The organism is Amycolatopsis sp. CA-161197, from assembly GCF_050942255.1.
In the GTDB taxonomy this organism is placed as follows: Bacteria; Actinomycetota; Actinomycetes; order Mycobacteriales; family Pseudonocardiaceae; genus Amycolatopsis.
In genome coordinates this window covers 6,693,839-6,714,549 of the sequence record NZ_CP192059.1, presented here as the reverse complement: position 1 = coordinate 6,714,549, position 20,711 = coordinate 6,693,839, and the positions used below count along the sequence as shown (strand labels likewise).

Below are 20,711 nucleotides of genomic sequence, written 5' to 3'. Positions count from 1 at the left end.
CGTGCAAACCTACCGGTCCGGATCCGCTTCCGCGGCACCCGTGTCGTGCGGCCGCACGCGGTGGATCAGCTCGTGCACCGTCGCGTCCGCCAGCCGGTACCGCACCACGCGCCCGTCGCGGTGCGCGGTCACCAATCCGTGGGCCCGCAACAGCCGCAGCGCCTGCGAAACGGCGGTGTCCGTCATGCCCGTCGCCGCCGCGAGATCGGTGACGCTGATCTCGCGCGCGTAGTGGATCGACACGAGCAACGCCAGCCGCGACGGATCGGCCACCACGGCGAACCGCCCCGCCCACTCCTCGATGACCGCCCTGTCCCCGAGCCCGGCGACAGCGGCGGCCACGCGCTCCGGGTCGATCAGACGCCGGTCGGGCTCGATGCTCACAGTGGCCGATGATTCCACCCGGCCCGCACGAGGACCACCGCGGCTACCGGGATCGGGTGTTTCGGACGCGGCGGGGCGTTCCGGCTCAGGCCGGCCCGACCCGGCGTTCGAACACCAGCCCCTCCGCAGCGCGCAACCCCACGCTCATCGCCCCTGTCAGGACGCCGTCGTCGCCCAGTTCGCCTTGGACGACGGTGGGGAGGAGGGGGGTGAAGGAGCGCAGGGCGCGGTCGATGGGGTCCAGGAGGAGGTCGGCGGCGGTGCCGATGCCGCCGCCCAGGACGATGAGTTCGGGGTCCACCACGGCGGCCACGGAGGCGACCGTGTAGGCGAGGCGGTCGGCTTCGGTCTGCACGGCGCGCTGGGCCAGCTCGTCGCCTTCGCGGGCGAGGCGGAAGACCTCGCGGGCGGATTTCGCCGTGCCCAGGCCGAGTTCGCGCGCGCCGCGGACCACGGACTGGGCGGCGGTGGCCTCTTCGAGGTGGCCGCGGGCCGGGACCTCGCCGCCGGACTGAGTGCGGCCGTAGGGGAGGTAGCCGATCTCGCCGGCGGCGCCTGTCGCGCCGCGGAAGACGCGTCCGTCGACCATGAGGCCCATGCCGACGCCGGTGCCGATCATGAGGCAGCCCACCACGGACGCGCCGCGGGCGGCGCCGCTTTCCCACTCGCCGACGGCGGTGAGGTTGGCGTCGTTCTCCACGACCAGGTCGGGGCCCAGCGCGGCCTCCAGGTCGTCGAGCAGGCCCGGTTTGCCCCAGCCCGGCAGGTTCGGCGCGTGCCGGAAGCAGCGCTTCGCCGGGTCCGCGACGCCGGGGGAGCCCAGCACGCGCACCACGATGTCGGCGTCGGTCAGCCCGGCCTCGGCCACGATCTCGCCCGCCAGCCGGCCCACGGAAGCGACGAGCGCGCTGCCGGAACGGGCCGTGTTGCGGGCGTCGCGCCGCGCGACCACGGTGCGGCCCAGGTCCGACACGGCGACGCGGATGTGCTCGCGCCCGATGTCCACGCCCAGCACGTACCCCGCGGTGGGGTCGGCTTCGTAGAGCACGGCGGACCGGCCGGTGCCGGTGGACGTGTGCCCGGTCGCCCGCGCGAGGCCCGCGGCCTCCAGCGCCAGCAGCGCCTGGCTCACCGTCGGCTTCGACAGCCCGGTGTCCTTCGCGACCTGCGGCCGCGTGGCCGGCCCGCCGCGGCGCAGCAGGTCGAGCACCGCCCGCTGGTTGATCCTGCGCATCCCGGCCGGCGTGCCGACCGGCGGAGTCCCCGCGCCCACCACGTGCCGCCCGCTTCCTACTCGTGCCGATGTCACCCGTGCCAAGGTAACCGGCTTCGGCAGGAAACCTTCTTTTCACCCGTTCGGTGACCAGCGGCAGAGCGTCCAGACGACGATACGGGTGGTCGGCGCCATCCCGCGGGAGGGCGCGCGGGGCCGGATTCCGAAGGGCCATCCGGCCCAGCCCGCGCTCACCCGTCGGCACGCCCGTGAACGCCCGATCCGACCAGTGGTGAATGTGTCACGACGCACATTCGGAGGCGGTCGGCTGTTACCTCGTCACAGACATCAGTCGACACGACTACCGCGCGTTGCGTCGTTTCTGTCACGTCCTTAGCGTGGCGCGCCAGACCTCCCGTTCCACCATCCGGGCTGCACCGTCGCAGCGACGCTCGCCCGGCCGCGCCATCCTCACCGGCGCGAGTGCCCCGAAGGGATTCCCGATGGCCAGTCCCACCACCAGCCCCGGACCACAGGGCGACGCCGCGCCGGACGACGACAGCGGCCGCGTCGGCCGCCGCCGCTTCCTCACCTACCTCGTCGCCGCGCCGACCCTGACGGTCGCGACGAAGCTGTCGTTCGACACTCTCGCGCCGGGCACGGCCGAAGCCGTGGTGCCGACGCTGCCGCAGCCCGCCGAGATCCTCGACCTCGGCGACGTGCTCACGCTCTCCTGCGCGCCGACGTCCGGCATGCTCCTGCTCGAGGTGACCACCGACGGCCGCGTGCGCCTGCAGCTGCCGCGCGCCGAAGTCGGCCAGGGCATCAACACGGCCAGCGCGATGCTCGTCGCCGAAGAGATGGACCTGCCGCTCGACATGGTCGACGTGGTGCTCGCCGACGCGCGCCCGGAGCTGCTGTTCAACCAGCTCACCGGCGGCTCCAACACCATGCGGTCGCTGTACGACCCGATCCGCACCGCCGCGGCGACGGCCCGCGCCCGGATGGTGTCCGCCGCGAGCTCGCAGTGGAACGTCCCGGCGGCGCGCCTGACCACCCGCGACGGTCTCGTGCGCTCCCCGGACGGGCGCAAGGCCTCCTACGGCGTGCTCGCCGGCCCGGCCGCCCGCGCCGACCTGCCCACCGCGGCCGTGAAGCCGAAGGCCGAGTCGGACCACACGCTGGTCGGCACGCCGACCTCGCGCAAGGACGCGCTCGCCATGGTCACCGGCAAGCAGGTCTACACGCTCGACCTCGACATCCCCGGCGCGATGCCGGTGATGGTCCGGCGCCCGCCGACGATCAACGGCACGGTCAAGAAGGTCAACAACGAGGCCGCCGTGCGTGCGATGCCCGGCATCATCGACATCGCCGTCGTGCAGACCGGCGTCGCCGTGATGGCCGAGACGTTCGGTCAGGCGCTCGACGGCAAGAACGCCCTCGACGTCACCTGGAACGCAGGCACGGTCGACGGCGAGAACAACGCGTCCATCACGAAGAAGCTGCAGGCCGCGGCGCTGCCGTTCGTGGTGCCGCCGCTGCTGACGCAGTACGTGGACGGCGAGTTCGACTTCGCGTTCGTCAGCCACGCGCCCATGGAGTCGAACTCCGCGGTCGCCGACGTCCGCGAGGACAGCGCCACCATCTGGGCCGGCCTGAAGTCGCCGATCGTCGCGAAGCAGACCATCGCGCAGGAGCTGGGGCTGCCGGAGAACAAGGTCACCGTGCACGTCCAGCAGGGCGGTGGTTCCTTCGGCCGCCGGCTGTTCTTCGACGCCGCGCTGGAAGCCGCGCACATCTCCAAGGCGATGAAGAAGCCCGTCCGCCTCATGTGGAGCCGGATCGACGACATGCGCCACGGCCGCGCCCGCGCCGCGAGCCACCACAAGATCCGCGCGACCTTCGCGCTCGGCCAGGTGCTCACGTTCGAGCACCGCGTGGCCAGCGTCGAGACCGACTGGGGCCACGGCCTCGGCGAGATCCTCACCGCGTTCGCCGCGAAGCTGCCTGTGGGCGGCAACCTGAGCTTCGCGCAGACGGTGTTCCTGCTGACGGTGAAGTCGCCCTACAACTACGGCGTCACCACGCAGCTGCTCAACGAGGTGCCGCTGAAGTTCCACACCTCGGCGTGGCGCTCGGTCTACTCCGCGAACACCCGCGGCGCCGAGGAGATCATGGCCGACGAGATCGCGGCCAAGCTCGGCAAGGACCCGCTGGAGTTCCGCCGCGAGTTCATCAAGGAGCCGCGCCAGAAGGCGGTGCTGGACAAGGTCGCCGAGCTCGGCGAGTGGGGCAAGAAGATGCCGAAGGGCTTCGCGCAGGGCATCGCGGTGCACGGCGAGTACAAGTCCTACACCGCCTGCCTGGTGGAGATGGACGCGCGCGACCCGAAGAACCCGCGCGTCACCAAGGCGACCATCGCCGTGGACGTCGGCAAGCCGGTGAACCCGCGCGGCATCCAGTCGCAGATGCTCGGCGGGCTCACCGACGCCATCTCGACCACGCTCACCGCGGGCCTGCACATCGACAACGGGCTCCCGCTGGAAGGCAGCTACTCGCAGTTCCACTACGCGCGCCAGAAGAACGCGCCGATGGACGTGAACGTGTTCGTGATGCCGGCCAACGGCAGCGAGATCGGCGGCGCGGGCGAGCTCGGCCTGCCGGCGCCGGTGGGCGCCATCGCCAACGCCTACGCCCGTGCCACCGGCATCAAGCCGCGCAGCTTCCCGATCAACTTCCCGGTCGACTTCGAGCCGTTCCCCCGCTGATCTCCCCACCACCGCAAGGAGTTCCCATGCCCAACTACACCTTCGTGGTGAACGGGAAGACCGTCACCGTCGACGCGCCCGCCGACCTGCCGCTGCTGTGGGCGCTGCGCGACAAGCTGAAGGTGCGCGGCCTCAAGTACGGCTGCGGCATCAACGTCTGCAAGGCCTGCACCAGCCACCTCGACGGCGAGGCGGTGAACCCGTGCGTGGTTCCCGTCTCCGAGTGCGAGGGCCGCGAGGTCACCACGATCGAGGGCCTGGCGGACGGCGACACCCTGCACCCGGTGCAGGAGGCGTGGCTGGAGCAGGACGTCGCGCAGTGCGGCTACTGCCAGCCGGGCCAGATCATGGCCGCCGTCGCGCTGCTGAAGAAGACCAAGAACCCCACCGACGCCGACATCGACGCGATCGAGAACGTGTGCCGCTGCGGTTCGTACTTCCGCATCCGCGAGGCGATCAAGGCGGCCGCGGCGAAGATGTGATCCGCGAATGCGGAAGTTCTACACCAGTTCCTCCGCATTCGCGGCAAGTGTCACAAGTTCACCCGGCCGAGTGACCGGCCGTCGTGTTAGATGACCTTCCCGAGGGCTCAACGACGAGTCCCCGTACGGTCACGGGCGAAGGGCGCGTGAGCGCCCTTCGCTTCGGCCTGGAGGGCGTTGATGCACTACCAGACAGTTCTGCGCGACGGGCTCGCGCCCGTGGTCTCGGCGCTGGCCGCCGAGGTCGACACCGCCATGCCCGAGCTGATCGAAGCGACCACGCACCAGATCCTCGAGCAGATGCCCGTCTACCGCGACCAGCGGTTCGTGACGCACGCCGAGCTGCGCAAGTCCGTGCGCGCCAACCTCGACTACGTGATGCGCACACTGCGCGGCGAGGACGTGCCCGACCTGTCGCAGGCGCGCGCCACCGGCCGCGCGCGGGCGCTGCAGGGCGCGCCGCTGCCGGAAGTCCTGCGGGCGTACCGGATCGGGCTCACCGAGGTGTGGCACCGGTTCGTGCTGCTGACCGCGCGCGGCGAGCACCAGGACCTCGCCGGGCTCGTCGCCGCGACCTCCGCCGTGTGGGCCCTGGTCGACGACTACGCCGAGGCGCTCACTTCGTCCTATCGGGACACCGCGGCCGAAGTCGTGGTGGCGCACCAGAACCGGCGCTCGGCTCTGGTCGAGGCGCTGTTCGCCGGCGGCGCCGCGACCGAGGGCACGCTCTGGGACATCGCCCGCGTGCTGGAGCTGACCGTGGACGGCAGCTTCGTGGTCGTCGCGGCCGAAACGCCGCGGCTGGGCCACGAACCGCTGCCGAAGATCGAACAGCGCCTGCGCGAGGCCCAGCACGCCTCGGCGTGGCGGCTCACGCCGGACCTGCAGGTCGGGGTGGTGTCGCTGCGTGACCCGTCGGCGTGCAAGGTGACCATCGACCTGCTGCGCGAAGCGCCGGTGGGCCGCGTCGGCATGAGCCCGGTGTTCTCGGGGCTGGGCAACACTTCCCGGGCGCTGCACTTCGCGCGCGTCGCGCTCTCCAGCATGGCGCCCGGCTCCACGGGCCTGGTGCAGTTCACGGAGTCGCCGCTTGCGGGCCTGGTCGCCAGCGCGCCCGAAGCGTCGGTGCAGCTCGCGCACCACGTGCTGCGCCCGATCCTCGACCTGCCCGGCGACGACCGCAACGTGCTCCTGCTGACGCTGCGCGCGTGGTTCGACTGCCAGGGCTCCACGAAGCTCACGTCGGAACGGATGTTCTGCCACCCCAACACGATCCGCCACCGCCTGCGCCGCATCACCGACGAGCTCGGCCGCTCGCTCACGGACCCGGCGGACATCGCCGAGCTGGGAGCGGCCCTGCGTGCGCTGCACCTGTTCCCGGAGACCTCACACCTGCCGGCCCCGCGGCCGACGCGCGCCGGCTGAGGCCCCTGACCGTCCACAGTAGCCGGTGACCCGGTGGCCGGTGACGCGAACGCCACCGGCCACCTGCGACGTCAGGCGTCGCTGGACTGCTTCCAGAGGTTGATGTCCGACTCGGTCGCGTACCGGTCGATCTCGGCCAGCTCCTCGGCGGTGAAGTCGAGGTTGCCGAGCGCGGCGACGTTGTCTTCCAGCTGCTTGACGCTGCTCGCGCCGATCAGCAGCGACGTCATGCGCGGGTCGCGCAGGGCCCAGGCCAGGGCGAGCTGCGCGAGCGACTGGCCGCGGCGCGCGGCGATTTCACCGAGGCCGCGGATCTTCGCGAGCCGGTCCTCGGTGATCGTGTTCGGGTCGAGCGACTTGCCCTGCGCCGCGCGCGAGTCGGCGGGCACGCCGCCGAGATAGCGGTCGGTGAGCAGGCCCTGCGCGAGCGGCGAGAACGCGATGCAGCCGGCGCCGGCCTCCTCGAGCGTGTCGAGCAGGTGGTCGTCCTCGGTCCAGCGGTTGAACATGGAGTACGAGGGCTGGTGGATCAGCAGCGGCGTGCCCAGCTCGCGCAGCAGGCGCGCGGCCTCGGCGGTGCGCTCGGAGTTGTAGGAGGAGATGCCGACGTAGAGCGCCTTGCCCGAGCGCACGGCGCGGTCGAGCGCCCCGACGGTCTCCTCCAGCGGCGTCTCCGGGTCGAAGCGGTGGGAGTAGAAGATGTCGACGTAGTCCAGGCCCATGCGGCCGAGTGACTGGTCGAGCGAGGCCAGCAGGTACTTGCGCGAGGCCCAGTCGCCGTACGGGCCCGGCCACATGTCGTAGCCGGCCTTGGTCGAGATCACGAGCTCGTCGCGGTAGGGCTTGAAGTCCGTGGCGAGGATCCGGCCGAAGTTCGACTCGGCCGAGCCGTAGGGCGGGCCGTAGTTGTTGGCCAGGTCGAAGTGCGTGATGCCGAGGTCGAAGGCGCGGCGCAGGATGTCGCGCTGGACCTGCAGCGGCCGGTCGTGGCCGAAGTTGTGCCACAGGCCCAGGGAGATGGCGGGCAGCTTCAGTCCGCTGCGCCCGCAGCGCCGGTAGGGGATCGAGTCGTATCGGCTGGTCGCCGCAACGTAGGTCACGTGGCCAGATGCTAGCTCGCGACGAGCCGGGCGGCTCCTTCGCCGCACAGCCTCAGGCGGCGGGCGTGGAACGGACAGCCGCGCCCCCCGCTCGGTCCAGCGCGCGCACGGCCGCGGACGAGCTCTGAAAACACCGTGCCGAGGCGCCCGGCCGAACAGCCGGGGGAGGAGACCGTGGCGGAACTCAACCGCACACTCGCGCGGATCGTGGAGACGGACCGAGCCCCGGCCAGTACAGTGCCAGGTGAGCATCCGCTTAGGAGGTCACGTGGGCACCGGGTTCTTCTCGTCCGTCGACGACGTGTCGGCGCAGCTGGCCGAGGTCGGTTACCTCGCCTCGACGGCGGTGGCGACCACCGTGTTCCTCGCCGACCGGCTGGGCAAGCCCCTGCTCGTGGAGGGCCCGGCCGGCGTGGGGAAGACGGAGCTGGCCAAGGCCGTCGCCACGGTCAGCGGTTCGCAGCTCGTGCGGCTGCAGTGCTACGAGGGCATCGACGAGGCCCGCGCGCTCTACGAGTGGAACCACGCCAAGCAGCTGCTGCGCATCACCGCCGGGCGCGACGAGACGTGGGAGGACGCGCGCACCGACATCTTCGGTGAAGAGTTCCTGCTGCGCCGCCCGCTGCTGCAGGCCATCTCCGGCACCGAGTCCACCGTGCTGCTGGTCGACGAGACCGACAAGGCCGACGTCGAGGTGGAGGGCCTGCTGCTGGAGGTGCTCGGCGACTTCCAGGTCACCGTGCCCGAGCTGGGCACGATCACCGCCACCCGCGACCCGTTCGTGGTGCTCACGTCCAACGCGACGCGCGAGCTGTCCGAGGCGCTGCGGCGGCGCTGCCTGTTCCTGCACATCGACTTCCCCGACCCGGAGCTCGAGCTGCGGATCGTGAAGCTGCGCGTGCCCGGCATCGACGCGGCGCTGGCCGACTCCGTGGTCCGCGTGATCGCCGCGCTGCGCGCCATGGACCTGCGCAAGCTGCCGTCGGTCGCCGAGACCATCGACTGGGCGCGGACGCTGCTGGAGCTCGGCGCCGGCACGCTCGACGAGCAGATCGTGCGCGAGAGCCTCGGCGTGGTGCTCAAGCACCAGGACGACATCACCAAGGCCGGTGCGGGCCTCAAGCTCGACCAGGTGCTGGACGCGTCTTGAGCGCGCCCGGCGTCACTGAGCGGCTCACGGCGTTCGTGCAGGCGCTGCGGGCGCAGGGCATCCCGGCGGGCCCGGCCGAGACCGTCGACGCGGGGGCCGCGCTGGAGGTGCTCGGTTTCGACGACCGCGAGCTCGTGCGCGAGGGGCTCGCCGCCGCGCTCGTGCGCCGCGGCGGCCAGCGGGCGGTGTTCGACGCCGCGTTCGACCTGTACTTCCCGGCCGGTGTCGGCGTGCCCGAGCTGGCGCGCGAAGACCGGCCGCGGGACCTCGAACAGCTGAGGGAGGCCGTGGCGGCCGCGCTGGCCGAGGGCGACCAGCAGGCGCTGGCGCAGCTCGCGGGCGTCGCCGTGGAGATGCTCGGCGGGTACGGCGCGGGTTCCGGCGCCGGCGGCGGGTTCTCCGCGCACCAGACGCTCGACCGGCTGCAGCCGCAGACGCTGATCGTGCGCGTGCTCGCCGCGATCCGGGCCGCGGGCGGCGGCTCCGACGAAGGCGGTGAGTTCACCGACCGGCTCACCCGGGACGAGGTCCGCCGCCGGGTCGAGGACTTCCGCGGGAACGTCCGCACGGAGGCCCGCCGGCGCGCGGCCGAGGTGCGGGGGCGCGACCGCGTGGCCAAGCACGCGATCGCGCCGGCCGCGGACCGCGTGGACTTCCTGATCGCCAGCCGCGCGCAGCTGGCCGAGCTGCGCCGGGCCGTGCAGCCGTTGTCGCGCAAGCTCGCGACCCGGCTCGCCGCGCGCCGCAAGCGCACCACGCGCGGGCAGATCGACCTGCGGCGCACGCTGCGGCGGTCGTTGTCGACGGGTGGCGTGCCGGTGCGTCCGGCGTTCCGGCACCGGCGGCCCGGCCGGCCCGAGATCGTGCTGCTGTGCGACCTGTCGGGTTCGGTCGCGGGATTCGCGAACTTCACGATGCTGCTGGTCCAGGCGCTGCGCGACCAGTTCAGCAAGGTGCGCGTGTTCGCGTTCGTGGACAGCACCGACGAGGTCACGCACCTGGTCACCGCGGGCGTCGCCGACCCCGAGCACCTCGGTGCGCGCATCCTCGAAGAGGCCGCCGTGGTGCGGTGGGACGGCCACAGCGACTACGGCGGCGCCCTGCGCGGGTTCACCGGCAAGTGGCTCGACGCCGTCGGCCCGCGCACGTCGGTGCTCATCCTCGGCGACGCGCGCACCAACGGCGGCGACCCCAACCTCGACGCCGTCCGCGCCATCCGCGATCGCGCGCGGCACGTCTACTGGCTCAACCCCGAGCGTCGCGCCCTGTGGTCCACCGGCGACTCGGCGGCGCTGGCGTATGCGGAGCTCGTGGAAATGCACGAGTGCCGCAACGTGCAACAGCTGAGCACGCTGGTCACGCGCCTGCTGCCGGTGTGAGCCACGCGGCGATCTCCTTGCGCAGCGCGGTTTTCGTCTCCTCCGGGGCGAACGACGCCGTGACGGCGGCTTCGGCCAGCGCGGCCAGTGCGGTGTCGTCGTAGCCGAACGTGTCGCGCGCGGCGGTGAACTCGTCGGTCAGCGTGGTGTGGGTGACCGAGGGGACGTCGGTGTTCAGCGTGACGGCGAGGCCGGCGTCGACCAGGTGGGGAAGTGGGTGCTTCGCGAGGCTCGGCACCAGGCCGAGGACGACGTTGGACGTCGGGCACACCTCCAGCGCGATCCCGCGGTCGCGGACCTCGGCCACCAGCTCGGGGTCGTCGAGGACGCGGATGCCGTGGCCCAGGCGCTCGGTGCGGCCGACGTCGAGGGCTTCGCGGATGCTCTCGGGCCCCGCGTCCTCGCCCGCGTGGTGCACGAGGTGGAGCCCGGCTTCGCGCGCCTTCGCGAAGACACCGGCGAACGGGACGAGCGAGTGGCGCTCCTCGCCGGCCATGCCGAGGCCGACGACCCGGTCGTGGGCGAGGGCGAGCCGCAGGGTGTGCTCGGCGCGTTCGACGGACCGGCGGCGCGAGTGGTCGAGAATCACCCGGGTCTCGAGCTCTCCTCCGGACAGTCCTTTGAGGACGGACGCGAGCGGCATCTCCGGGTCCCCCAGCCGTTCCCCGTGCGACGCGGCCGTGAACGTCACCTCGGCGTAGCGCGTCCCCTGCACGGCTTCGTCCACGCAGAACTCCCGGGCGACGCGCTCGAAGTCCTCCGGCCTGCGCAGGCAGGCGCGGATGAGGGAGTTGTAGTCGGCGAAGTCGCGGAACCCGGTGAACTTCCGCGTCTCACCGGGCAGCGGCACCTCGTTCGCGTCGGCCAGCTCACGCAGCGTCGCCGGCCGCACGGTGCTCTCGAGGTGGACGTGCAGGTGCGCCTTCGGCAGCGCCGCGAGATCTCGCATGGGGCCGATCATGCCTGGTCAGCCGCCGCGGGTCGCGGGGATTTCCGCGGGCCCCGGTCCGGAATGTTCGAATCGGGGGAACTCCGGGTACTCATCGCAGCGTTGAGGGGATGACGAGAAACCCGCGGGAGGACTCCATGGCAATGCTCAAACGACTCGCCGTCCTGGCCGGTGCGGCCGGTGCCGTCACGTCGTACGCGAAGAAGAACCCGGAGAAGGTCAACCAGGCCGTGGGCAAGGCCGCGCAGTTCGTCGACCAGAAGACCAAGGGCAAGTACCACGCGAAGATCAACGGCGTGACCCAGAAGGTCTCCGACGCGACGAAACCGAAGCCGAGCCACTGACCTCGAGGGCACCTCGATCCCGCCCGTCGCGGCGAACGGAGATCGGGGTGCCTGCGCCGGGTGCCGCGCCTACTCCTCCGCCAGCGCGGCCAGCACGCCCTCACCGTACTTCGCCAGTTTGGCCTCGCCGACGCCGCTGACGGTGCCCAGGGCGGAGAGGGAGCCGGGGCGTTCGGCGGCGATCTGGCGGAGCGTGGCGTCGTGGAAGATGACGTAGGCGGGGACGCCCTGGTCCTTCGCCGTGGCGGCGCGCCAGGCACGGAGGCGTTCGAACAGGGGCGCGGCCTCCGCGGCCATTTCCACGGCCGCGGCGGTGCTGCGGCGGGAGGTGCGGGCGGCGCGGGCCGGGCGTTCGGGTTCGCGGCGCAGGGACACCGTGCGTGAGCCGTTGAGCACGGACGTGCTGCCGTCGGTAAGGACGAGGGAGCCGTAGTCCCCTTCCACGGCGAGGAGGTTCTGCGCCAGGAGCTGCCGGACGACGGCCCGCCACTCCTGTTCGCGCAGTTCGGTGCCGATGCCGAAGACCTTGAGCGTGTCGTGCTGGAACTGGGTGACCTTCGGGGTCGTCTTGCCGAGCAGGATGTCGATGATCTGGCCGGCGCCGAACTTCTGGCGGCGTTCGTTGCGCAGGCGCACGACGGTGGAGAGCAGCTTCTGGGCGGGGATGGTGCCGTCGAAGCGTTCGGGCGGGGCGAGGCAGGTGTCGCAGTTGCCGCAGGGCTCGCCGGTCTGGCCGAAGTAGGCGAGGATCTGCGTGCGGCGGCATTCGACGGTCTCGCACAGCGCCAGCATCGCGTTGAGGTGCGCGGCCTGCCGGCGGCGGTGGGCCTCGTCGCCCTCGCCGTTCTCGATCATCTTGCGCTGCTGCATCACGTCCTGCAGCCCGTAGGCGAGCCACGCCGTGGACGGCAGCCCGTCGCGGCCCGCGCGGCCCGTCTCCTGGTAGTAGCCCTCCACGGACTTCGGCAGGTCCAGGTGCGCGACGAACCGCACGTCCGGCTTGTCGATACCCATCCCGAACGCGATCGTGGCCACGACCACGAGCCCGTCCTCGCGCAGGAATCGCGACTGGTTGTCCGCGCGGGTGCGCTTGTCGAGCCCCGCGTGGTATGGCACCGCGCGGATTCCGTTCTGCACCAGGAACTCCGCCGTCTTCTCCACCGACGCGCGCGAAAGGCAGTAGACGATCCCCGCGTCGCCCTTGTGCTCGGTGCGCAGCAGCTCCAGCAGCTGCTTCTGCGGCGAGTTCTTGCCGACGATGCGGTACTGGATGTTCGGCCGGTCGAAGCTCGCGACGAAGTGGCGCGCGCCGTCGAGGTTGAGCCGCGCGGAGATCTCCTTGTGCGTGGCCTCGGTCGCCGTGGCGGTGAGCGCGATGCGCGGCACGTCCGGCCAGCGCTCGTGCAGCGACGACAGCATCAGGTAGTCGGGCCGGAAGTCGTGGCCCCACTGCGACACGCAGTGCGCCTCGTCGATCGCGAACAGCGCGATCTTCCCCCGGTCGAGCAGCCGCACGGTCGACTCGACCGAAAGGCGTTCCGGCGCCAGGTAGAGCAGGTCGAGCTCACCCGCGACGAACGCCTCCTCCACGCGCTGGCGCTCGCCGAAATCCTGTGTGGAGTTGAGGAATCCCGCGCGCACGCCGAGGTTGCGCAACGCGTCGACCTGGTCCTGCATCAACGCGATCAGCGGCGAGATCACCACGCCGACGCCGGGCCGCACGAGCGAAGGGATCTGGTAGCACAGCGATTTCCCGCCGCCGGTGGGCATCAGCACCAGCGCGTCTCCGCCGGAGATCACGGTTTCGACGATGTCCGCCTGATCGCCGCGGAACGCGTCGTAACCGAACACACGCTGCAGGGTTTCGAGGGCGGGGGAGCGCTGGGCCTGGTCGGGGTGAGCCACCCGGCCGATTCTAGGCGCCGGGACCGACACCGCGGTGCCACCCCGGGCGCCTCGGCGCGTTTCCGGCACGAGTGTCCCGCTCGCGCCACGGAAGTCACGCTGTGTGTGATCCCCACCCCGCCGCCGCGTCACGTCGTACGGGCGGGCGCAGAATGGCGGGGTGGACTTCGCGATCACCGACCTCGCCGCGCACTTCACCGGCACCTGGCGGCTCTCGCGCGACATCGTGGCCGCCGACGGCGAGCCAATGGGCGAGGTCACCGGCGCCGCGACGTTCACCCGGGACAGCACCCGGGAAGGCGTCCTCGTCTACCACGAGACCGGCGAGCTGCGGCTGCCCGGCTACACCGGCCCGGTGAGCCGCACCCTGCTCTACCACCCCGACGGCGCCCGCGCCGCAGTGCACTTCGACCACGGCGGCTTCTTCCACGACCTCGACCTGGCCACCGGCCGGTGGCGCACCGACCACCCGTGCCGCGACGACCTCTACCGCGGCGAGTACCGCGTGCTCGACGCCGACCACTGGAGCCAGGAGTGGGTGGTCGCCGGCCCGGCCAAGGACCACGTGATCACCACCCGCTTCACCCGCGCGCCCACTTCCGCGACCCGGACGGAAACCTGATCGAGGTCGGCAACCACCTCGGCTGAACCGCCGGGAACGGCTCAGCGGCGCCGGTTGCGCACGATCAGCAGCAGGACCGCGAGCGCCGCGACGATGCACACCACGGCCAGCAGCGTGCCGGCCCAGCCGGGCACGGGGACGCCGGCGATGGTGCCGAAGGCCGGCACGACCCGGAGCGCGCCGGAGGCGAGCCGCACGGTGGTGTCCACGTGCCGTCCTCCCGTCTGCCGGGTTTCGCCCTGATGTCCGAACCGTACCGCATCCGGGGGTACGGGCAGGGCCACTCGGCCGAAAACGCCGTTCATCGGCGGTATCCGCGTTTCGCCTGGGCAGCGGCGGGCATCCGACCGGGACGGGGGGCTCGACAAAATCCGTGAAGGAGTTCGTGCGATGCCCACTTGGCTCATCGTCGTGATCGTGGTGGCCGCCGTCGTGGTGATCGGTGCCGTGGCCTGGCTCGTCGTCCGGGAACGGCAGCGGAAACGACTGCAGCAGCAGTTCGGTCCGGAATACTCGCGCGCGGTGGAGGAGAGCGACAATCCGCGTGCGGCACAACGGGAGCTGGCCGAACGCGAACGCCGCCACCGGGACCTCGACATCCGGCCGCTCTCGGCGTCGGCACGCGAGCGCTACGCCCAGCACTGGTCGCTGATCCAGGAGAAGTTCGTGGACCAGCCCGCGGGTGCGCTCGACGAGGCCGACGACCTGCTCGTGGCCGTGATGTCCGAGCGCGGCTACCCGACCGAGGGCTACGACCAGCAGCTTTCCGATCTGTCCGTGCGCCACTCGCGCACGCTGGAGCACTACCGCGCGGCGCACGAGACGCATCGCCGCCACGCGGAGACGGCACTGTCCACAGAGGAACTGCGCTCGGCGATGGTCCACTACCGCACCGTGTTCGAGGACCTGCTGACCGACGACACCGGTGCCGAAAGCCGTGGCGACACGCGCACCGACGACGACACCGTCGAGCGCCGCCGCGAGCACACCGCCGCGCGCGGCGGCAACCACCGCGGCGCCCACGAGCGGAACGGAGAACGCTGACATGACCGGCCAGGAGACCCGGGGACTGAGCACCGCTGACCTGGCGGGTGCGGCCGAACAGCCCCGAACTGAGGAACGCCGGGACACCCGCTCCCGTGAAGTGTCCGATGTGGACACCGAGGTGCGAGAAGCGCAAGATCGTGGCGCGGACCGGAACACCGCGGACCGAGGCGCCCGCACCGATGGCGCCCCGCCGCTGTTCGAAGGCGGCGACGTCGACCGCTTCCGCCACCGCTGGCAGGAAGTGCAGACCGGCTTCGTCGACGACCCGCGCCGCGCGGTGCGCGACGCCGACGAGCTCGTCGCCTCCGTGATCAGCTCGCTAGCCGAGACCTTCGCCGAGCACAAGGGTGAGCTGGAAGCGCAGTGGCGCGACGGCGAGCCCGCCACGGAGGACCTGCGGATCGCGCTGCGCCGCTACCGCTCGTTCTTCGACCAGCTGCTCGGCACGTAACAGGGCCGCCGGCTCGGCCCGCCGCCGCGCCCGACCGCCGGAATTCGGTGGTGGCGCGGCGGTTTGCGTGCGGCATGATCGGGGTAGCAGGCAGGAACGAACCGAGGAGGACTACGGATGAACGTGGCCGATCTGCTCGTGGACGGCTTCGGCCGGATCCAGGAGGTCGTGCACCAGTCGGTCGACGGCCTGACCGGCGACCAGCTCGTCGCGCGGCCCGGGCCGGGCGCCAACTCGATCGCCTGGCTGGTCTGGCACCTCACGCGGGTGCAGGACGACCACGTGGCCGACGTCGCGGGCACCGAGCAGATCTGGACGGCGCAGGACTGGCACCGCCGCTTCGGCCTGCCCTTCCCGCCTGCCGACACGGGGTACGCGCACAGCAGCGACGACGTCGCGGCCGTGCAGGTGGACGACCCCAAGCTGCTGACCGGCTACTACGACGCCGTGCACGAGCAGACCGTGGCGTGGGTCGGCGGCCTCGACGGCAAGGCGCTCGACGCCGTCGTCGACGAGGGCTGGGACCCGCCGGTGACGCTGGGCGTGCGGCTGGTCAGCGTGCTCTCCGACGACCTGCAGCACGCCGGGCAGGCCGCCTACGTGCGCGGTCTCGTGCTGGGCTGAGGGTCCGCGTAGCCGTCCCCGCGATGGTCCGGAAGCCTTCGCGGCCCGGGACCCTCGCGGCCGAGGCGGTCGCCGGGGTTCGCGAGCCGGCACTTGGTGAGCGACATGCAGCCGCAGCCGATGCAGTCGGTGAGCTGGTCGCGCAGCTGCTCCAGCTGCCGGATGCGCTCGTCGAGGTCCTCGCGCCAGCAGTGGGAGATGCGCGCCCAGTCGGTGCGGGTCGGGGTGCGGTCGTCCGGCAGCAGCGCGAGAACCTCGCGGATCTGCGACAACGGCATGCCCACCCGCTGCGACATCCGGATGAACGTGACGCGCCGCAACGTGTCGCGGCGGTAGCGGCGCTGGTTGCCCGCCGTGCGCCGGCTGCGGATCAGCTTCTCGTCCTCGTAGAAGCGCAGGGCCGACGCGGGCACCCCCGTGCGGTGCGCCAGCTCGCCCACGGTCAGCTCGGGCAGCTCGGTCTTGGTCATGGCAGCGAGGATAGAGGCGCGCGGACGGGTTGACTTCAAGGGAGCTTGAAGTTCCAGACTCGGTTCCCGTGCGGGACACCCGGTCCCGCACGGGGATTCGAGGAGGACCATCGTGTCGGAAGTTCCCGTCCGGGTTGCCGTGATCGTCGGCAGATTCCGGGAAGGACGGTTCGCGCCGACGGTCGCGAACTGGTTCACCGGCGAGGCCGCCGCGCACGGCGGGTTCGAGGTGGACGTGGTCGACTGCGCCGATCCGGCCCTGCCACTGGCGTTTCCGGCGTTCGGGTCCGAGCCCGCGCCGGAGGTGGGGCGCCTGGCGGCCCGGCTCGCCGCGGCCGACGCGTTCGTGGTCATCACGCCGGAGTACAACCACAGCTACCCGGCCTCGCTCAAGAACGCCGTCGACTGGTTCCGCTCCGAGTGGCAGGCCAAACCCGTCGCTTTCGTGGCGTACGGCGGGCTTTCCGGCGGCCTGCGCGCGGTGGAGCACCTGCGTCCGGTCTTCGCCGAGCTGCACGCCGTGACCATCCGCGACACGGTGAGCTTCCACGGCGCCCACGGAAGATTCGACGAGTCCGGCAGCCCCACCGACGCCGAAACCACCGGTGCGGCGGTGAAGCAGCTGCTCGACCAGCTGGAGTGGTGGGCGCGTTCGCTGGCCGACGCGCGGGCCTCGCGGGCATACCCCGTCTGAAGACAGGGGCTCGGGAAGACAGGGCTCAGAAGGTGCAGAGCGCCGGGCCGATCCGCGAATCGGGCGTGACCACCGAAACGCCGCGCAGGTCCACGGGCAGCCCCGCCGCCGACATCGCGGCGACCGTGGTGCAGACCACTTGGTCCACGCCGAGGTAGAGCGGCTTGATCGCGAACGGGATGGTCACCGTCGGCGGCACGCTGGTGGTGTCGATGGAGACCTGGCCGTCGCCGGGGAACAGCAGCGAGTAGTAGCCGCTCTTCTGCTCGGCCGGGGTCGGGCCCTGGAACAGCTCGTTCACCGCCAGCTCCGGCGTGACCGGGCTGCCCCAGCTGCGCACGACGGGCGTCAGCTGGCCGTCGACCAGGAAGTACAGCGTGAGCTGGTTGGCGCGGGCGCTGGGGCCCAGCGCGGTCGGGGCGGGGCCGGCGGGCACGACGACGGTGGGCTGGATGCCGCACGCGCTCACGAGCAGGAGCACGGCGAGTGCGGCCACGAGCTTCTTCATCGCGCCTCTCCGGGCCGGGGGTGGCGGGGCAGCCACAGGGTGAACCGCGCGCCGGAACCGGTGTCGGCGGCCTCGACGTCGCCGCCGTGCAGCCGGGCGTTCTCGCGCGCGATGGACAGGCCGAGCCCGCTGCCCTCCGAGCGCGCCCGCGCGGAGTCGGCCTTGGTGAAGCGGTCGAACACGTGCGGCAGCACGGCCTCGGGGATGCCGGGACCGTGGTCGGTGACCTCCAGTGTCACGGTGTGGGCGTCGGCGGCCAGGTGCACCTCGACCGGCGGCTCGCCGTGGCGCAGGGCGTTGCCGACGAGGTTCGCGACGACGATGTCGAGCCGGCGCGGGTCGACCGTCGCGACGACGCCGGCCGGCAGGTCGGTGACGATCCCGTCGGCGGCCGTCCAGCCGCGGGCGGCGAGGCTGTCGGTCACGCCCTGCGCGACGTCCCACTCCTCCAGCCGCAGCTCGGCGCGCCCGGCGTCGAAGCGGGAGATCTCCACCAGGTCCTGCACGAGCCGGGTCAGCCGGCGGGTCTCGGCCGAGACCAGGCGCGCGGCGACGGCGGTGTCGGCGGGCAGCTGCTCGGCGTCCTCGTCGAGCACGTCGGTGACCGCGTTCATCGCGGCGAGCGGGGTGCGCAGCTCGTGGGAGACGTCGGCGACGAAGCGGCGCGCGTCGGCCTCCATCTCCCGCAGCGTGCCGACGGTGCGCTCCAGCTCGGCCGCGGTGCTGTTGAACGTGGTCACGAGCTGGGCCAGCTCGTCGGAGCCCTTGGCGCGCAGGCGGACGTCGAGCTGCCCGTGGCCGAGCTTGCGGGCGGCGGTGTTCAGCGCGCGCACCGGGCGCAGCACCTGCCGGGCGGCCAGCAGCGCCAGCGCGACGGCGATCGGCAGCGCGAGGGCGGCCGTCTGCCACGCGCGGGTGGCCAGCCGGTCGATCGCGGTCTGCTGGGCGGCCAGCGACACCATGGAGTAGACCTCGACGCCGGTGTGCGCCACCCCGTTGTCGCCGCGCTGCAGCACGGGCATCCCGACCAGCAGCAGCGGGGTGCCGCCCGTGATCACCCGCTTGAACTGGATCGTGCCGCCGGTCGCGACCTCCTGGCGCAGATCGGCGGGCAGCGTGGCCGGATCGAACCCCGACCGGGAACGCAGGTCGCCGTAGATCGCGACGGTGGTGCCCTTGAGATTGTCGGCGAGGTTGTCGAGCTGGCGCTGGTCCGGCGGCAGCGTCATCTGCGGCAGGTACGCGGTGACCTGGTCGCGCAGCTGGACCATGGCCGGGTCCTGCACACCCTGCAGGATGGTCGTGCGCGCCGTCACGTAGCTCGCGCCGGCCGCCGCGGCCGCGCCGACCAGGGTCATCGCCGCGAAGGACAGCACCAGGCGCGGCCGCAGTCCCGAGAGCCACGGCCGCAGCCGGGGAACCCTCACGAGCGGCCGAACCGGTAGCCGAAGCCCCGCACGGTCTGGACGTGGTCGGGCCGCGCCGGCACGTCCTCGATCTTGGACCGCAGCCGCTGCACGCAGGCGTCGACCAGGCGCGAGTCGCCGAGGTAGTCGTGGTCCCACACCGCGGTGAGCAGCTGCTGGCGGCTGTAGACCTGGCCCGGCGTGCGGGAGATCTCGAGCAGCAGCTTGAGCTCGGTCGGCGTGAGCGCCACCTGCTCGCCCCGTTTCGTCACGAGCATGCCGGCGCGGTCGATCACCAGCTCGCCGTGGCGCTCGACCTCGCCCGCGCGCGCGTCGTGATCGCTGACCGCGCGGCGCAGCACCGCGCGGATCCGCGCGTCGAGCACCCGCGGCTCCACCGGTTTCACCACGTAGTCGTCGGCGCCGGCCTCCAGGCCCGCGACCACGTCGAAGTCGTCGCTGCGCGCGGTCAGCATGATGATGGGCACCTCGCCAAGGGCGCGCATCCGGCGGCAGGTCTCGAACCCGTCCATCCCGGGCAGCATCAGGTCGAGCACCACGATGTCGGGCAGGTGCTTGCGCACCTGGTCCAGCCCCGCCTCGCCCGAGCCCGCGGTGTGCACCGCGTGGCCCTGCCTGCGCAGGGCCAGCTGCAGCCCTTCCCGTACGGCCGCGTCGTCCTCGACCACCAACACCTCTGCCACCCCGGCCATTATTCGGAAAACCGCAGCGTGGGGCGAACCGGGGCGATCTTGTAGCAAAACCATGACACGGCACTGACGCGACCACTAAATCCCGCGCCGAGACTCGGGTCCATGGCAGTGACGTTCCCCGAGGCACCCCCGATCACCCCGTCCGGCTCCCCGCGCCACGCGCTCGAGGTGCGGACCCCGTCGCGCACCGTGCTGCTCGTCGCGAGCGCGGTGGGCTGCGCGGTCGCGTTCGTCGTGGCGTACCTGCTCTTCGTGCGCACGGCGGCGGGCCAGGAGGCGGAGAACGGCGTGGTGCACAGCGCGCAGGCCACCGGATCGTCCACTGTGGACTGGGCCGCGCCGCTGCGTGACGTGGATCTCGTGGTGCTGCTCGGCGCGGTCGCGGTGCTGGTGCTCGTGCTGGCACTGGTGCGGCGCCGGTTCGCCCTGGGCGTGACGGCGCTGGTGCTGCTGGCGACCCCGCTGGTCGCCGCGCAGCTGCTCAAGATCTACGTGCTCGACCGGCCCGCCGGCCTCGACGGCTACGCGGTCGCGAGCCACAACAGCTTCCCGAGCGGGCACGTCAGCGCGGCGACGGCGGTGCTGTTCGCGCTGGCGGTGGTGCTGCCCGCCCGGATGCGCACCTGGGTGCTCGCCGTGGGTTCACCCGGCGTCGCCTGGGTCGCCGCGGCGACCGTCGCGCTCGGCTGGCACCGGCTTTCCGACACCGTGGGCGGCTGCCTTCTCGTGGCCGCAGTGGTGTGCGCCGGCGCGGCGGTCGTCTCGGCCCGGCGGCCCGACGGGCGGCGGGTCCCGGTGCTCGCCACGCTGGTGGCTTCGGCGGGCCCGACGGTCGTGGTGCTCGCCGGGTTCGCGGTCCTGGCCTCGGCCACGTCGGAGGCCGCGCAGTTCGTGGCCGCGCTGGTGCTGGCGGGCGTGTCGGCCGTGGCGCTGGTGCTGCTGGTCGCCGGTCCGGTGCGCAAGGTGAACTTCGACCCGGGCCGGGCGCGGACGCGGCTGAGCCGCTGAGCGGGCCAGTTCCCGGGGATTGGCCTGCGACGGCCGCCGCCGCGCGCGGCTAGGGTCGCCGCAGGAGGT

The 20,711-nt window shown here is 72.2% G+C and carries 22 protein-coding genes; 12 read left to right on the top strand and 10 right to left on the bottom strand.

What is annotated here, in order from left to right; all coding sequences use genetic code 11:
- Nucleotides 1-9: 9 nt before the first annotated feature.
- Together ACQPXB_RS31430 and ACQPXB_RS31425 are read right to left on the bottom strand one after the other, a co-directional pair.
- Nucleotides 10-378: an ArsR/SmtB family transcription factor gene (locus ACQPXB_RS31430; protein ID WP_285974562.1), complete on the bottom strand. Its 369-nt coding sequence runs from the start codon at nt 376-378 to the stop codon at nt 10-12.
- A gap of 91 nt (nt 379-469) precedes the next feature.
- Nucleotides 470-1,618: an ROK family transcriptional regulator gene (locus ACQPXB_RS31425; protein ID WP_366582133.1), complete on the bottom strand. Its 1,149-nt coding sequence runs from the start codon at nt 1,616-1,618 to the stop codon at nt 470-472.
- 482 nt (nt 1,619-2,100) lie between these two features.
- Here ACQPXB_RS31425 and ACQPXB_RS31420 point away from each other — a divergent pair, with 482 nt between their 5' ends.
- The 3 genes from ACQPXB_RS31420 to ACQPXB_RS31410 all read left to right on the top strand — a co-directional run bounded on the left by ACQPXB_RS31420 (nt 2,101) and on the right by ACQPXB_RS31410 (nt 6,272).
- A complete protein-coding gene (locus ACQPXB_RS31420; RefSeq protein ID WP_366582132.1) occupies nt 2,101-4,365 on the top strand; it encodes a xanthine dehydrogenase family protein molybdopterin-binding subunit in 2,265 nt (754 codons plus the stop codon).
- Between the two features lie 26 nt (nt 4,366-4,391).
- A complete protein-coding gene (locus ACQPXB_RS31415; RefSeq protein WP_360603922.1) occupies nt 4,392-4,847 on the top strand; it encodes a (2Fe-2S)-binding protein in 456 nt (151 codons plus the stop codon).
- Between the two features lie 180 nt (nt 4,848-5,027).
- The gene (locus tag ACQPXB_RS31410) at nt 5,028-6,272 is read left to right on the top strand and encodes a PucR family transcriptional regulator (RefSeq protein WP_366582131.1); all 1,245 of its coding nucleotides are present in this window, start codon (nt 5,028-5,030) and stop codon (nt 6,270-6,272) included.
- Between the two features lie 71 nt (nt 6,273-6,343).
- Here the strand turns inward: ACQPXB_RS31410 and mgrA are convergent, their stop codons facing one another.
- Nucleotides 6,344-7,372, bottom strand: coding sequence for an L-glyceraldehyde 3-phosphate reductase (gene mgrA / locus ACQPXB_RS31405; protein ID WP_432845433.1), 1,029 nt, complete (start codon nt 7,370-7,372; stop codon nt 6,344-6,346).
- A gap of 268 nt (nt 7,373-7,640) precedes the next feature.
- Here mgrA and ACQPXB_RS31400 point away from each other — a divergent pair, with 268 nt between their 5' ends.
- On the top strand, nt 7,641-8,522 hold the full coding sequence (locus ACQPXB_RS31400; RefSeq protein WP_432845432.1) for an AAA family ATPase: 882 nt from the start codon (nt 7,641-7,643) through the stop codon (nt 8,520-8,522).
- On the top strand, nt 8,519-9,901 hold the full coding sequence (locus ACQPXB_RS31395) for a vWA domain-containing protein (RefSeq protein WP_366582128.1): 1,383 nt from the start codon (nt 8,519-8,521) through the stop codon (nt 9,899-9,901). The genes ACQPXB_RS31400 and ACQPXB_RS31395 overlap by 4 nt, the downstream gene beginning before the upstream one ends.
- Here ACQPXB_RS31395 and add read toward each other — a convergent pair.
- Nucleotides 9,879-10,850, bottom strand: a complete 972-nt coding sequence (add, locus tag ACQPXB_RS31390) for an adenosine deaminase (protein ID WP_432845431.1) — start codon at nt 10,848-10,850, stop codon at nt 9,879-9,881. The two genes, ACQPXB_RS31395 and add, sit on opposite strands and share 23 nt — an antisense overlap.
- Before the next feature lie 110 nt (nt 10,851-10,960).
- Here add and ACQPXB_RS31385 point away from each other — a divergent pair, with 110 nt between their 5' ends.
- Nucleotides 10,961-11,194, top strand: coding sequence for an antitoxin (locus tag ACQPXB_RS31385; RefSeq protein WP_432845430.1), 234 nt, complete (start codon nt 10,961-10,963; stop codon nt 11,192-11,194).
- A 69-nt stretch (nt 11,195-11,263) separates the two neighbouring features.
- Here the strand turns inward: ACQPXB_RS31385 and recQ are convergent, their stop codons facing one another.
- Entirely contained in the window at nt 11,264-13,099 is a 1,836-nt protein-coding gene (gene recQ, locus ACQPXB_RS31380; RefSeq protein ID WP_432845429.1) for a DNA helicase RecQ, read from the bottom strand.
- Between the two features lie 160 nt (nt 13,100-13,259).
- Between recQ and ACQPXB_RS31375 the strand changes: the two genes are divergently transcribed.
- Nucleotides 13,260-13,721: a DUF6314 family protein gene (locus ACQPXB_RS31375; protein WP_432845427.1), complete on the top strand. Its 462-nt coding sequence runs from the start codon at nt 13,260-13,262 to the stop codon at nt 13,719-13,721.
- A 41-nt stretch (nt 13,722-13,762) separates the two neighbouring features.
- Here the strand turns inward: ACQPXB_RS31375 and ACQPXB_RS31370 are convergent, their stop codons facing one another.
- Complete coding sequence (locus ACQPXB_RS31370; protein WP_366582124.1) at nt 13,763-13,930, bottom strand: hypothetical protein; 168 nt, start codon at nt 13,928-13,930, stop codon at nt 13,763-13,765.
- A gap of 181 nt (nt 13,931-14,111) precedes the next feature.
- Between ACQPXB_RS31370 and ACQPXB_RS31365 the strand changes: the two genes are divergently transcribed.
- The 3 genes from ACQPXB_RS31365 to ACQPXB_RS31355 all read left to right on the top strand — a co-directional run bounded on the left by ACQPXB_RS31365 (nt 14,112) and on the right by ACQPXB_RS31355 (nt 15,843).
- Nucleotides 14,112-14,765, top strand: coding sequence for a hypothetical protein (locus tag ACQPXB_RS31365; protein ID WP_366582123.1), 654 nt, complete (start codon nt 14,112-14,114; stop codon nt 14,763-14,765).
- A gap of 1 nt (nt 14,766) precedes the next feature.
- Nucleotides 14,767-15,219 carry a hypothetical protein gene (locus tag ACQPXB_RS31360; RefSeq protein ID WP_432845426.1) on the top strand — a complete coding sequence of 151 codons (453 nt, stop codon included), beginning with the start codon at nt 14,767-14,769 and terminating at the stop codon, nt 15,217-15,219.
- Between the two features lie 117 nt (nt 15,220-15,336).
- Nucleotides 15,337-15,843, top strand: coding sequence for a mycothiol transferase (locus ACQPXB_RS31355; RefSeq protein WP_366582121.1), 507 nt, complete (start codon nt 15,337-15,339; stop codon nt 15,841-15,843).
- Here the strand turns inward: ACQPXB_RS31355 and soxR are convergent.
- Complete coding sequence (gene soxR / locus ACQPXB_RS31350) at nt 15,816-16,313, bottom strand: redox-sensitive transcriptional activator SoxR (RefSeq protein WP_366582120.1); 498 nt, start codon at nt 16,311-16,313, stop codon at nt 15,816-15,818. The genes ACQPXB_RS31355 and soxR overlap by 28 nt on opposite strands.
- Nucleotides 16,314-16,425: 112 nt before the next feature.
- On the opposite strand from soxR, the gene ACQPXB_RS31345 reads away from it, so the two are divergent.
- Nucleotides 16,426-17,007, top strand: a complete 582-nt coding sequence (locus tag ACQPXB_RS31345) for an NADPH-dependent FMN reductase (protein WP_432845425.1) — start codon at nt 16,426-16,428, stop codon at nt 17,005-17,007.
- Nucleotides 17,008-17,032: 25 nt separating this feature from the next.
- Here the strand turns inward: ACQPXB_RS31345 and ACQPXB_RS31340 are convergent, their stop codons facing one another.
- The 3 genes from ACQPXB_RS31340 to ACQPXB_RS31330 are packed head-to-tail and all read right to left on the bottom strand — an operon-like array spanning nt 17,033 to nt 19,625.
- Nucleotides 17,033-17,515, bottom strand: coding sequence for a hypothetical protein (locus ACQPXB_RS31340; protein ID WP_366582118.1), 483 nt, complete (start codon nt 17,513-17,515; stop codon nt 17,033-17,035).
- Nucleotides 17,512-18,942 (bottom strand): ATP-binding protein, encoded by a 1,431-nt coding sequence (locus ACQPXB_RS31335; RefSeq protein ID WP_432845424.1) that lies wholly within the window; start codon nt 18,940-18,942, stop codon nt 17,512-17,514. Before ACQPXB_RS31335 ends, ACQPXB_RS31340 begins: the two co-directional genes overlap by 4 nt.
- Nucleotides 18,939-19,625 (bottom strand): response regulator, encoded by a 687-nt coding sequence (locus tag ACQPXB_RS31330; RefSeq protein ID WP_386950019.1) that lies wholly within the window; start codon nt 19,623-19,625, stop codon nt 18,939-18,941. The genes ACQPXB_RS31335 and ACQPXB_RS31330 overlap by 4 nt, the downstream gene beginning before the upstream one ends.
- A 111-nt stretch (nt 19,626-19,736) precedes the next feature.
- On the opposite strand from ACQPXB_RS31330, the gene ACQPXB_RS31325 reads away from it, so the two are divergent.
- On the top strand, nt 19,737-20,642 hold the full coding sequence (locus ACQPXB_RS31325) for a phosphatase PAP2 family protein (protein ID WP_432845423.1): 906 nt from the start codon (nt 19,737-19,739) through the stop codon (nt 20,640-20,642).
- Nucleotides 20,643-20,711 lie beyond the last annotated feature (69 nt).